Origin of the sequence: Kaistella yonginensis (assembly GCF_030409525.1) — a bacterium.
Taxonomy (GTDB): Bacteria; Bacteroidota; Bacteroidia; order Flavobacteriales; family Weeksellaceae; genus Kaistella; species Kaistella yonginensis.
Window position 1 is genome coordinate 1 of the sequence record NZ_JAUFQB010000062.1, and the last position, 13,918, is coordinate 13,918.

The following is a 13,918-nucleotide window of genomic DNA, read 5'->3' on the forward strand; positions in this document are numbered from 1 at the left end:
AAAAATAGTAAAAAAGTTATTTCCGAAAAATTTTTTTGAGCTTTAAGGGCTCAAAATTTTTCAGAATAACTTTTCAACTTACACAGTTAGTGGGACACTACCATTTATAACGAGTAATATAAAAAAAACAATGACCAAAAATAGTTGAATTATACTGCCTATATTTCGATTCCATTCTAGCATCATCTGGTTTTAATAAGGTGGGCACAGTTGACCAAAATCTAAATTAGGAAGTCCTTCTGGGTCATCTCCGTCTTCTGAACCTGCTTTTCCTTTCGGTGAATCAAGATCTTCTGCTGAAAAGAATATGGTCTGATAGCCGTTATAAATCGGATCTAAACGGGAGTCAAAACCTCTTTCTGGATATTGTCCCAAAGAAATTTTGATGCCTTTATTCTTTATTCCTTTTTTTTCCATTCCTTCACGGATCAAATTGATATAGTCCTGTAAAACTTCTAAATCATACGTATACGTTTTTGAATCTGGTTTTTTTGTAGGTCTTTTTGCATTGATTGCAACATAATTACTTTTTTCGTATTCCTCGGCCAATATTGCCGATTCTTTGTTTGTAATTAAATGTTTCTCTAAGTTGCTCATGTGTTTAATTTTTAATGATAACAAATTTAGAATTTAATTGTTCATAATTATAGGTGAAAACACCCAAACGTTACTTATTTTTCAAAATAGCTGCGTTTTATATCATAGCGTTTCTATTTTTTTTTGCAGATAAAGGATATTTTTCTTACATTTCGCCAGTGACCATTTTTAATTATTCTAACCTTATTATAGTGCCTAATGCCAGATAACTTAACCCTTGCTGAGGATTACCAAAAGATTAAAAACAGCCTACCCGCATCCATCGAACTTGTCGCCGTTTCCAAGACGCATCAGGTCGAAAAAATTCTTGAAGTTTATGATTTAGGACAAAGGGTATTTGGCGAAAATAAGGTACAGGAATTAATGGAGAAACAACCGCACTTACCCGCAGATATTGAGTGGCATTTAATCGGTCATTTACAAACCAACAAAGTGAAATATATCGCTCCCTTTATCGATACCATTCAAAGTGTAGATTCTGAAAAGATTTTAGTTGAAATTAATAAACAAGCTGAACGAAATCAACGCAAAATTAAGGTTTTACTCCAAGTAAAAATTGCGGAAGAAGAGACCAAGTATGGTTTAGAAATTCATGAAACAAAGGAGTTATACGTAGAATACCTTCGTGGTAAATTCCCTGGTGTGGTTATTACGGGATTAATGGGGATGGCCACCTTTACCGCAGATAAAAACCAAGTGAAAAAAGAATTCACTTTCTTGAAAAATCTATTCGATCAGCTTTCTTTAACCCAAAAATTAGAAACCTTATCAATGGGTATGAGCGACGACTACCCGTTGGCTATTGAATGTGGTGCCACCTCGATTCGGGTGGGTTCTGCAATTTTCGGGAGCCGAAACTACCCATGACCTGCTTTTAGGTATGATTATTGCTGCATCGTTCGCAGAAATTACCTCCTAATTTTATTAAATACATAAACCTTTATAATGCAAAAAATCTTAATTGTTGAAGATGAAAAAGCCATTTCAGGCGTCTTACAAAGTATTCTTTCCGATGAATTACCTGATTATGAATTCGTAATTGCCGAAGACGGTTTGGAAGGTTTAAAGCAAATAGAAAAAGAAGATTTCGCTTTGGTCGTTTCAGATATAAAAATGCCGAAAGTTTCAGGGACTGAACTTTTGTCTCAAGCCTTACAGCTAAAACCAGACACTACCTTTGTCATGATTTCGGGTCATGCAGATATTGATACCGCCGTAGATTGCTTAAAAGTAGGCGCCTACGATTTTATTTCAAAACCAATTGACATTAACCGATTGATTACGAGTGTTAAAAATGCTTTAGACCGACGTATTTTACAAAAATCCAATCAACATTTAAAAATCGAAAATACGACTTTAAAGAAAAAAGTAAATAAGAAATATCAGATGATTGGTGAATCGCCTGCTTTGAAGAAGATTCAGGACATGATTGAAAAAGTCGCAACATCTGATGCACGTGTTCTAATAACCGGACCAAACGGTGCGGGAAAAGAATTGGTTGCGCACGCGATTCACGCGAAAAGTGACCGTAGCAAAGGCCCTATGATCGAAGTTAACTGCGCAGCAATTCCTTCAGAACTTATCGAATCTGAATTATTTGGACATGTGAAAGGCAGCTTTACTGGAGCCATTAAAGACAAGCAAGGAAAATTTGAATTGGCCAATAATGGAACTATTTTCTTAGATGAGATTGGCGATATGTCGCTCATCGCGCAGGCAAAAGTGTTGCGTGCGTTACAAGAAAGCAAAGTTTCGCCGGTAGGAAGTGATAAAGAAATAAAGGTAGATGTGCGAGTCTTGGCGGCAACCAATAAAAATATGCAGGACGAAATTGCCGCAGGAAAGTTTAGGGAAGATTTATATCACCGGCTTTCTGTCATCGAAATTTATGTGCCGTCTTTGGATGAAAGAAAAGATGATATTAAACTTTTGGTGAAACATTTTGCAAAAGCAATCTCTGAGGAACATGGCACCGCCTTGAAAGAGTTTGATGCAAAAGCGATCACTGCTTTAGAAAACTTTAGTTGGACGGGAAATATTCGTGAACTGAGAAATGTAGTGGAACGGTTGATTATTTTAGGATCAAACCCGATCAATGCAGATGATGTTGCGAGTTTTGTGAGAAAATAAAAATTTACACAATAATTTTCTATTATTTGCGGTAATTTTGCCGCAAATTTCTTTTTCTACTTCCCTATGCAAATTTTAAATCCCGTACACACCAAAAGATTATTTCAACTCGCACTTCCTGTGATGATTACGCAGGTAGGACAAGTTTCTGTGCAGTTGTTTGATAATATTATGGTGGGGAAACTTTTGGGTGCAGATGCGCTCGCTTCCGTCTCATTAGCGAACGGTGTATTCTTTTCTGTTTTTGTGCTGGCGCTAGGTTTTTCACTGGCGATCCCACCCTTGGTTGCTGAGGCACAATCGCAGAATGACCATACCATGATTAACCGCATTTTCCGACACGGATTTGTACTCAATATTATGATTGGGTTAGCGTTGGTTATTCTCATGCTTTTTGCCATGCCCATCTTGTATCATCTGGATCAACCCGAACATATTATTCCTGATACCGAAAGTTATTTAAGGATAACCATTATCAGTATTCTACCCTTCATGGTGTTCCAAACCATGCGGGAAGTTTCAGAAGGACTTAGCTTTACGATTGGCGTTACCAAAGCGACGATCTTTGCAAATATCATTAACATCGTATTGAATTATATTTTTATTAAAGGAGTCGGTATGGATTCCCTGGGGGTCGACGGTTCTGCGTATGCATCATTTATCGCGCGGGTTTTCATGGTCATTTTTCTGTTTTTTGTGATGCGCAAACATCCGAGCACCAAAAGATACATGGATGATTTTACGCTGAAAACGAAACTTTTTCAGAAAAAAATGTTTCGCAAACTTATCAAATTAGGCGTACCTACCGCCTTGCAAATGTTTTTTGAAGTGACTGCTTTTGCAGCAGCAGCGTTTATTTGCGGCCTGGTTTCTGCTAAAGATATTGCGGCGCACCAAATCGCTTTGTCCATGGCATCTTTTACCTTTAACCTTTGTATCGGTTTCAGTATTGCAACGACGATCATGGCTGGAAACCGGTTTGGTGAAAGAAATTACCGGGAACTGCGCAATGTCGGCATCAATAACTTGAAAATCGTATTTATATTCATGGTTATTTGTGGGATCATCTTTATTGTGGGACGCGATATTTTTCCAACCTTTTTTACGCAAAAAGAAGATGTGGAGGTTATTTTACTGGCTTCTCAATTACTAATTATTGCAGCACTTTTTCAACTGTCTGATGGTTTACAGATTTTGGCTTTAGGAATTTTGCGAGGCATGCAGGATGTGAAAACACCAAGTATTTTAACCTTCGTCGCTTACTGGATCATCACCCTCCCACTCGGCTATTATCTTTGTGTGACGCGCGAAATGGGCGCTTACGGAATGTGGATTGCTTTGGGCGTGGGCCTTACCATCTCTGCGTTTTTGTTAATCCGAAGATTTTTGAAGCTGTCTCAACGGAAAATTGATGTGGTATAAAAGCTGTAAATGATGAGCACACTTTAATAAAATTAAGAAATTAATTTTTTCACTTTGCAAATGTAATACGGAACGGGTTCGAAAAACTTTTCGTCTAATAAGAAATTTCGTAGTTCATCAGAATCATTAATTGTATCAAATAATCCATATTCATTGAGTCCTAATCCAAACTTTACTTTCAATTCTTCACTGGCATTTGTACATATAAAACTATGGAAAGAGCCATCACATTCGACACCAATTAAATCAAAGCCTAAAAATATTTCATCCTTATTTTCAGGAAAATTTTTCAGTAGATTTTTTCTTAAATTAAAATCACCATTATTATAATTAAAGGTTTCTGTATTCATTCCTTCAGCAAACTCTTCGATCAGTAAGTTTTTGTCCTTTTCAGAAAAGTTAATGCTGTAAATTTCCAAGTCGGGAATATCACTTAAAAAACAATTCTTGAACGCTGTAGCATCTTCCAGGTTGGTAAATAAGTTTGCGAGGTTTTCAAACTTTGCTTCTGTCCATTTCTGGATTTCTATAATTTTTTGCTCGTCAAGTTTCAATTCTTGTTTTTGTTCTTGATCTAAATTTTGTTTTGTCCAACTTTGAGCCCACGAATCAAAAATAGAAAAGTTAATACAACCGCTACAAGTATGGGCGGTTTCACCCTTTAGAGCACCATAATTTATGGGTTTTAATTTGATGATTTGGTAACCTCCCAAATAATACGGAATGTTTATCATAGGCTTTCTGCTGAGGGTTGGGTATTTCTGCGAATTGAATAATTTACAACGGTTAGTAGATGCATAATTCTACCGATGGATATCAAATGCTTGCAGTTGATGATCATATTTAAAACGACCTTATCCTGTATTTTTCAATCCGCTCGATATCGCATTAATAATGCTTAATAATTTGGTAAGAATCTGTTCTTTTTCGGTACTATTTTCATCCTTTATAGCCCGCCATTGTTTGATGTATTCTACATGTAAATTGTGCAACACTTTTAATTTCTCATCGCGCCACAAAATGTTATCGTATTGTCCTTTTCTTCGAATCAAAGCGGGTTCTTCAAATAATTCTTCTATTAATGTAAAACAATCATCATAATCAGTTCGTATTTTCGACATGAATAATTCTCGTTCAGCCGTAGCTTCATCCAAATTTGCATATAGGGCCATCATTTCTTTATTAGAAAGGATAAGATTGGTTTCGGTTTGTATCACCAAAAACTTAAGGAAGGGCCATTCGTTTAAACTTTGCTTCAAACTTTCAAATGCCTTGGGTTTTTCTGATTTCAAAGATTTTAAGGCACTTCCAAGTCCATACCAACCTGTTATGCTGATGCGAGAAAGATTCCAGCTAAATACCCAAGGAATGGCTCTAAGATCAGCAAGGGTTCTTGTTCCGGTTCGTCTGGCTGGCCTTGAACCAATTTTACTTCTTTCCAAAACATCAATACAAGTTGCTTTACCAAAGAAGCTGATAAAACCTGGAGTTTCTATTAAATCTCGGTAATGCGTAAATGATTTTTGAGACAAGTACTCCATAATCTCAATTGGGAATGGTTGCTTATCGACCTTTTGTTTGGCCAAAATAGTTTGTTTTGCTACCCCAGAAGCCAAAGCATTGAGGTTGTAGGTAGCTGTAAGTGGATTTCCGAATAACTGCGCAATGGTTTCACCTTGAACCGTTATTTTCACCGTTCCATTGACGGTATTGGTTGGCATACTTTCTAAAAAACGATGGTATTTTCCACCACCTCTACTGATGGTTCCACCGGCACCATGAAAGAAATAAACGCTGAAATTATTTTTAAGCGCAATTTCTGAGATTTTTTGTTCTGCTTGATACAAATTCCATTTGCTCGCAATGGTTCCGCCGTCCTTATTACTGTCACTATAGCCGAGCATCACTTCTTGTTGATAATTTAATTTAGCGGCTCTGAGAAGCGTTGTAGGATGTTGTAAAAACTGATCCAAAATAATTGGACCTTGGTGTAAATCCTCTATGGTTTCAAAAAGCGGTACAACTTTAATCGCGGTATTTAATAATTGCGTTTCTTTCATCAAGAAATACACTGCGAGCAAATCACTAAGTTTTCGGGTCATACTGATAATAAATGAACCGATCCCTTCGGAACCATACTTGTTGATGTGCTGCCGAATCACCCGGTAACAATCTAAAACATTATCCGCTTCTGGACCGTAATGAAGGGAGATGTCGGTAATGGTAGCGTGGTTCTCTAAAAGTTCGCTTAAATAAGTGACTCGTTTTTCTTCGTTCCAATTTTCAAAATCGAAATTTTTTTCACCATTAGCTTTTAAAATTTGCGAAACAGCTTTGTCGTGAAAGGTACTGTTTTGCCTAATGTCTAACCAAGCCAAATGAAAACCAAAACAACTCACCGCTCTTTCCAAAGAGAAAAGCAGATCTTCCGCTAGACCTCTCATGCCATTTTCGATAAGAATTGTTCTGAAATATTTAAGATCTTCTTTAAGCTCTTGGCTGGATTTAAAATAGGAATTCGAATCTGCGAAATTGTTAGAGATTGTATTTTCTAACTTCACAATGAGTAAGTTCACATATTGCCGGCAAGGTTCATAAGAATTTCTCTGAACTGCTTTTTTTCCTTGTGTTCCTAAGGCTTCAGATTGATTTTTAATCATTTCCGAAAGCTTAAAAGGAACTGGATTCGTAATGGCGGACACCGAAAATTTAATTGCAGCATTCACCAATTGTTTTTTAATAAGCGAAAGCGCATTTTTTCGCAATAATTCTAAAGTTTCTTGGGTGATGCTTGGGGTTACAAATGGATGGCCATCTCGATCGCCACCCACCCAATTTCCAAAATTAATTTTAGGAAAAACGTCGGGATTTTTAATATAATCCGGGTTTAACCCTACTTCAATCCAGGATCCTTTCAACTGTTCGTCGCTTCTTGCTAATACCGCCGGGAAAATTCTGGTAAAATAATAAATAATATTTGCACGTTCATCTTCAATCTGAGGTTTCTCCAGATGAATTTCGCCTGTTCGCCACCATCTTTCTAAAAGATTGATGATGTTTTCTTCAATACTATTTTGCTCCAATTTACTTAATGATGTATTCTCTCTTTTTACTAAAAGCAAATACAATTCTCTATGAATTTCAATTACGGTTACGCGTTTGGCCTCGGTCGGATGGGCAGTTAACACAGGAATAACGTGGGTTTTTGAAATAGATTCTAGCATTTCTTTTTCGGTAATCCCTTGGTTTTTCCAAAGTTTAAAAGCTTCTGCCCAACTCCCTCGAATGGAATAAATTTCTTCTTGATTTTCCATTTTTCTGCGGTATTGCGTAGCCGCATTCTCCTCCACCATTGTCATTAACTGAAAATAAATGCTCAAAGACTGAATAATCTTATCGCTTGAAAGTTTTCCTTGGTCTATTTCTGAAAAATTATTATTTTTAATCAGTTCTACAACTTCATTTTCATTAATACGAGCTAACATTTCAACATAGCAATCCATAATAAAATTTCGGTCATTGATCATTTTTTTAAAGGTGTTATTTTTATTCATGTTAAAATTCTGTATAAATTGTAGTAATTGGATTTGCTTTTTAGCGAGCAGTTTTCCGTATAGAACGCTGCGTGTTTAAAGCATTAAAGTTAGCAAATAAATCACAGATAGAAAGGCCTCGAAGACTTTCATAAATTAAAAAAAGCCAGCAATTTTTTATACAGAGTGTTAGGCGGTGTTTTTTTGTCTTTCTTTATTTTTAAATTATTTTCGGATGGTGTTATTTCGTTTAATTCAGAGTTTTCAATAAAATCCCATCGATAAACTGCTTTATTCTTAAAGGTACACTTCGGGCAAGGTTTTTCCCATTTGTCGATTTTTTCAGTGCATACAATTTCCGAGTTTTTTATTGTTGAAATTACTTGATTTCTATTCATTACTACTTTTTCCAAATTTCGTAAATCGTTTATTTCTGTTATTGATGCTAATTCTTGGTTCTCAATCTTTTCTTTCAGAATATAAGGAACAAATTTCTTTGCAATATAAGATTCAATTCCATTTTGAGATATTTCAGAATATCCACATTCTAAACACCTCCACCCTTCTATTTCTTTTCCATTCGGTTGATTTGAAAAAGCGACAAGTTCAGAACTTCCAATTCCTTTATTTTGAGCAAGTGAATACGCAAGAGCTTTAGATTTATCGAAAATTTCATCTTCCCAGATTCCGTTCAAATCATTTCCCCCAACCCATAAATCATTTATCGACCCCATTCCTCCGTAAGCTGAAAGATGATGGTTAGTGCTTTTGAATTTGTTCCACTGTTCCATATCTTCATCAATCCAATTTACCCAATGAGCATTGTGACTTTTTTCAAGAAGATTTCTCAAGACTTTTAGTATTTCCGGGTAAAGTTCCATTTTAAGTTTCTAATATTGCCTATGGTTGTACGGTAGAAAATCCGCTGGTAGAGGTATTTTTAATTGAAAATTTCGAGCAAGACATAACCGAGATTTTTATCAAAATTATAAAATAACTCATAGGTCGTTACGGTGACAATTCCGTAGTTTTTAACACTTTCTTGACTTTCATTTCTCCCCCAACCATCAGTATTTAAGAATATAGATTTAAAATTTTTATTTGCTTGAAATTGTATGGGAATTGCCATAAAATCTTTTTGAGCAATTTTTAGTTTAGAGCCTAATTTATAATTAATTTGATCAAATTTTCGATTTTGAAGCGTTCTTAATTTTCCATTGAGCTTATAATAACGCTTCTTTTTATCGTTTAAATTGTCACTGCCGAAAACGTAGATTTTATTTTCCTCCTCATTTTTTCTATTCAGAAATAAAAATTGATCTGTTGTAGCGTAAATATCTAAATAGATTTTTATACGATCTTCATTTTCTTCTTTTTTTATATATTTAAATGAGTTTGCTCCTAGATTTTGGGATTGAAATTTTGCAATCTCAAAAATGTTTGAAAATGCTGATTTTTCACCCTCACAACTTATTGTTGCGATATAATTGCTATTTTCTACTGACGATTTATCATTAATAAATTCAAATATTTCATAATTCTTATTTTCTGGAATTGAATCCTTTAAAGAGATTATTTTAAATTTTTGAGAATAGAAAATTGAAAAAGTTAGGATAAAAACCAGTGTAATAGTTCTTTTCATAGGTGGTCTTATTATCATATTTCGTACTAGCGGCTACTTTTGGGTTTTATTCACTTTCAAAATCCTTTTTAATAATGTTTTTTACATTTTTCCTGTCCAACTTTCGCTTTTCTGATTTCTCTTTCGTAGAATATTTAGATCTGTCACTGTCAAAATGAATTTGACCTTCTGCTAATCTTGAACCTTGTTGTATCATTAATCCATTATAAACACAATCTTCATAACCACAATTATGTTTTGAATAATCGCCAAAATTTCGATGTTTTATTTTTTTGTCGGTTAAAATTTTTTGTTGACTTTTCCTAATTTCATTCCAAATTTTTTCTTCATCTCCTTTTGATAATTCTTCGCCCAAATATGAAACTTCAACAAATGTTTTTGGGTCTTTAAGTTGCAAGAAATCGAACGTTTTTTGAAAGATTTGGTTAGCATAATTTCTAACTGAAATTTTTTCTTCAAGGGTCAATTTTTCATTTTCAATTATTGAACGATAAAGACCAAGCGTATTAAAATCAGTATATTTTTTATAATGATCGATGTAGAAAAAATATTCTTTCAAAGTTAGACTGTTAAATTTTTGTCCAATTTTCATATTCAATTTTCAGGTTTTTGTGGTAAACTTGCAGGCAGTCGGATATTTCTGCAGGCGGGCTAAAAATACGAAAACTTTCTACTTGCTTGTATAAACCTTTTGCTGTTCATTACTAAGATATATTTTTTTTCTTTATAAATTGAAAAATATTCTTCATTTGGAAATTTTAATATTGTTTTCGTGTAAAAAATAGAGAAATCTACAATATCCTTTTATATAAACAAACTGTTTTAAGCTTTTAGAGTGAACAATGCTCTGGGTTTTAGCCCAGATCGAAGGGAAAATCCTGTCATTGCTGACCAAGTTTTTCAAGGGAGCGATTCCTGGGTGGCAATGACAGATTGGAATGAAGAGCTGGACGGGTTATGGTAAGTAGCAAAAACTGGCGTGCTCCAAAAAAATCCCCGAAACGTTTGGTCTCGGGGAATTTGGTTAGGCAAACTGCGCTTATTCCGGGTGGTAATTTTGCAGATGCGAATCATCTGGATACAGGTTTCTGATTCTTTCGATTTCTGCAGCTTCCTCTTCAGCATCGTGCTCATGCTTTTTAAGGTACTTTGTTCTGTTGTTAATTTTTCGTTTAGAGATCATGTAAAACATCACCGGAACGATAATTAAAGTTAAGAACGTGGCAAAGGAAAGCCCGAAAATAATCGTCCATGCCAAGGGTCCCCAGAACGCTACATTGTCGCCTCCAAGAGAGAAATGCGGATCGAGTGTGGTAAGGAAAGACGCGATATCAAAATTCAACCCAATGGCTAAAGGAATGAGTCCTAAAATAGCCGTGGTTGCGGTGAGTAAAACCGGTCGCAAACGTTCTTTTCCAGATTGTACAATGATTTCTTTTACTTCTTCTAGCTCTAAATCATCATGGGTTTCTACACCTTTTTCTGCGACTTTTTCATCGAGTTTGAGCACGAAGAAATCCATGAGTACAATTCCGTTTTTCACTACCACTCCGGCAAGGGAAATAATTCCCATCATCGTCATCAAGATCACGAAATCCATCCCGAATATGGATAATCCCAGGAACACGCCAGAGAAACTCAGTAAAATGGTGGTCATAATAATGAGTGTTTTCGAGATTGAATTGAATTGGAAAACAATGATAGAGGTTACCAAAGCCATCGCCAAGAAAAGTGCAAACAAAAGGAAGTTTAGGTTTTTTCCTTGCTCTTCTTGCTCACCACCAAACGTGTAGGAAATTCCTTCCGGCGTTTGGTAATTTTTCAGCGAGGATTGTAATTTTTGTACAATTTCGTTGGCGTTATATCCCTTCAATACTCCGGAATACAGCATAATTGTTCTGCTGTTATTTTTTCTTTTGATTTTGTTAAAGGTATTTTCTTCTTTCATGGTTGCAAATGTTGACATGGGAACTTGAACGGTTCCATCTGGACCTTGCAAAGTAATCGGCTGATTGAATAGTATACTGGTATTTCTTCGTTGATCACGCTGCAATCTTACGGCAATATCATAATCATCTTTCACATCTTTGAAGGTAGAAATATCTTGGCCGAACAAAGCTCTACGCAAAGTAATTCCGGTGTACGCTGTTGATACGCCTAGATTTCCGGCAGTTTCGCGATCGATATCAATGATTAGTTCTGGGCTGTCTTTATTAATATCTGCCTGCAGGTTTTCTATTCCAGAAATATTTTGTCCTTTAATAAACGTAATCATTTTGGTGGCTTCGCCCAAAAGTTCGTCGTAGTCATCCCCTTTCAACTCTATAGAAATTGGGAAACCAACGGGCGGTCCGTTTGCATCTTTTTCTACGGAATAGGTGAAACCAGGAATAGCTGGAATGGCTTGCCGAATTTCCTCCATCACATTTGCGGTATTAATACCCCGACGTAAATTGAACTCCACGTAGGTCACCGTAATTTTGGATTTGTACGGGGTATCTGCTTGCGAGCCGGCATCAACTTCAGGATTAATGGCGCCTTTTCCCACGGAAGTTACCATGGATTCGATCAGGTAATTTTCGCCATTGGGTCTTTTGTATTTGTTCAGGACTTGTAAAATTTTACCTTCTACCTGTTTGGTTGCGCTATTGGTTTTTGTAATATCCGTTCCTTGTGGATATTCCATATAAACAATGGTTTGTTTTGGAATATTTTCTGGGAAGAATAGAACCTTTGAGCGCCCAATTCCCATCATCGCTCCATAGAGTATAAAGGAGAAAACCAAAACGCCAATGACGCCCAGAAACCAATTTCTCGGTTTTTTTCCAACTAAGATATTGGTGATAAATCGTTGGTACGTTTCTGCCAATCTTGGAAAAAAGGTATGTTGGAAATGTTCGATTCTATCGTGGAAGAATCCTTTGTATAACCAAATTGCGAGGATTCCCAGAACCGAAACACTCACCACGCCAAAGAAATAAGTAATGCCGGTAACCCATCTAAGAATTCCAAAAACGATGATTAAAATCGCGAAAATGATGGTGTATTTTTTTGCCTGTTGCTTGGTCAGATTTCTATTTTCCAAAGTCATTGCGCCTCCTGTCATTGAAGCATTAATGACTAATGCGACGAAAAGTGAGGCCATTAAAGTGACCGAAATGGTAATCGGGAAATATTTCATAAATTCTCCCATAATTCCGGGCCAAAGCAACATCGGTAAAAATGCAAAAACGGTTGTTAAAGTGGAAGTAATTACCGGAAAAGCGATTTCGCCAATTCCATATTTAGAAGCCAATCTTCTTGGCAACCCTTTTTCCATATTCGCGTAAACATTGTCTACCACGACAATCCCATCATCTACGAGCATCCCGAGACCCATAACCATTGCAAATAATACCATGGTGTTTAAGGTGATTCCTGCCATTTGTAAAATCGCAAAAGCGATCAACATAGAGAGCGGGATTGCCGTTCCTACGAAAAGTGCATTTTTCATTCCCATGGAAAAACTCAACACTCCCATAACGAGTAAAATCCCGATAAGAATATGATTTGCCAATTCATTCACCTGATGTTCTACGGCCGAAGATTGGTCTGAAGTCAAGGTCACACCTAAATCCTGAGGCAGGTAGGTTTCTTGGGCTTTTTCAATTTTTTCTTTCGCCTGTTCAATGGCAGAAATCATGTTGGTGCCGGCTCGTTTTTTCAGGTTGATCATCACCACATCTTTGCCTGATTCTCTGGCGTACGTGGTTCGTTCTTTTTCCTGAAAATTTACTTGGGCAATGTCCCGAATTTTTACGCCGGGTTTTATTACGAAATTATTCAATTCGGAAGGCGAAGAAATTTGTCCTTTGATTCGTACATTTTTACGGTTTCCTTCAGTGATTAAATTGCCACCAGAAATGGTGATATTTTCATTTTTAATGGCATTAATAACTTGATCGAAACTTACTCCCGCCGCGTTCATTTTAAATAGATCGAGGGCCACTTCTACTTCATTATCATCTACTCCCAAAATAGTCGCTTCCTTAATTTCGGGGATATTTTCTAAATCATCTTTAAGGTCTTCTGCAAATTGTTTTAAAGTAAATTTTGGATAATTACCTTTTAAATTAATATTCAAAATCGGTAACTCTTCGGAAATATTGAGGTCGAACACGCTGGGTTCTACCTTGGAACCCGAATCTAAATTGGGCCAATCTAGATCGCCTTTGGCTTCATCTACTTTATCTTTAATTCTAATTTTCGCTTCAGAAACGGTGAGTTTAGAATCAAATTCGACCACGATCAGACAGTAATCCTGAAATGAATTGGAGGTCACTTTGGTGACGCCTGAAACATTTTTGAATTTGTCTTCAAGCTCTTTGGTAATTACTTTTTCTACGTCTTCGGCAGAGTTTCCGGGATACACCGTAGAAATATAGATGTTATTTTGAACCACCTCTGGGAAACTTTCCCGCGGCATCGAAAAGAAAGAAAATATCCCGAGCAGCACGATGATAAAAGTAAGTACATACACTGTAGTTCTATTATCAACCGCCCAACTGGATAAAAATGATTCTTTTTGGTGGTGTTTATTTTCGTTCATATTCTA

At 36.1% G+C, this 13,918-nt stretch carries 10 protein-coding genes; 3 read left to right on the plus strand and 7 right to left on the minus strand.

Annotated elements, in window-relative coordinates; all coding sequences use genetic code 11:
• Positions 1-192: 192 nt before the first annotated feature.
• Complete coding sequence (locus tag QWY78_RS13570) at positions 193-597, minus strand: hypothetical protein (protein WP_290220707.1); 405 nt, start codon at positions 595-597, stop codon at positions 193-195.
• Between the two features lie 198 nt (positions 598-795).
• Here QWY78_RS13570 and QWY78_RS13575 point away from each other — a divergent pair, with 198 nt between their 5' ends.
• From QWY78_RS13575 to QWY78_RS13585, 3 genes are all read left to right on the plus strand, one after another.
• Positions 796-1,464: a YggS family pyridoxal phosphate-dependent enzyme gene (locus QWY78_RS13575; protein WP_290220709.1), complete on the plus strand. Its 669-nt coding sequence runs from the start codon at positions 796-798 to the stop codon at positions 1,462-1,464.
• 78 nt (positions 1,465-1,542) lie between these two features.
• Positions 1,543-2,727 (plus strand): sigma-54-dependent transcriptional regulator, encoded by a 1,185-nt coding sequence (locus tag QWY78_RS13580; protein ID WP_290220711.1) that lies wholly within the window; start codon positions 1,543-1,545, stop codon positions 2,725-2,727.
• Positions 2,728-2,793: 66 nt separating this feature from the next.
• Positions 2,794-4,149, plus strand: coding sequence for an MATE family efflux transporter (locus QWY78_RS13585; protein WP_290220713.1), 1,356 nt, complete (start codon positions 2,794-2,796; stop codon positions 4,147-4,149).
• Between the two features lie 32 nt (positions 4,150-4,181).
• On the opposite strand, the gene QWY78_RS13590 is transcribed toward QWY78_RS13585, so the two are convergent.
• From QWY78_RS13590 to QWY78_RS13615, 6 genes are all read right to left on the minus strand, one after another.
• Positions 4,182-4,883: a hypothetical protein gene (locus QWY78_RS13590; protein ID WP_290220715.1), complete on the minus strand. Its 702-nt coding sequence runs from the start codon at positions 4,881-4,883 to the stop codon at positions 4,182-4,184.
• Positions 4,884-5,003: 120 nt separating this feature from the next.
• Positions 5,004-7,703 carry a phosphoenolpyruvate carboxylase gene (locus tag QWY78_RS13595; protein ID WP_290220716.1) on the minus strand — a complete coding sequence of 900 codons (2,700 nt, stop codon included), beginning with the start codon at positions 7,701-7,703 and terminating at the stop codon, positions 5,004-5,006.
• Positions 7,704-7,831: 128 nt separating this feature from the next.
• Complete coding sequence (locus tag QWY78_RS13600) at positions 7,832-8,563, minus strand: DUF6966 domain-containing protein (RefSeq protein ID WP_290220718.1); 732 nt, start codon at positions 8,561-8,563, stop codon at positions 7,832-7,834.
• A 59-nt stretch (positions 8,564-8,622) separates the two neighbouring features.
• Complete coding sequence (locus tag QWY78_RS13605) at positions 8,623-9,324, minus strand: hypothetical protein (RefSeq protein ID WP_290220721.1); 702 nt, start codon at positions 9,322-9,324, stop codon at positions 8,623-8,625.
• A gap of 46 nt (positions 9,325-9,370) precedes the next feature.
• Positions 9,371-9,916 (minus strand): hypothetical protein, encoded by a 546-nt coding sequence (locus tag QWY78_RS13610; RefSeq protein ID WP_290220724.1) that lies wholly within the window; start codon positions 9,914-9,916, stop codon positions 9,371-9,373.
• A 447-nt stretch (positions 9,917-10,363) separates the two neighbouring features.
• Positions 10,364-13,912 carry an efflux RND transporter permease subunit gene (locus QWY78_RS13615; RefSeq protein ID WP_290220726.1) on the minus strand — a complete coding sequence of 1,183 codons (3,549 nt, stop codon included), beginning with the start codon at positions 13,910-13,912 and terminating at the stop codon, positions 10,364-10,366.
• Between the last annotated feature and the right edge of the window lie 6 nt (positions 13,913-13,918).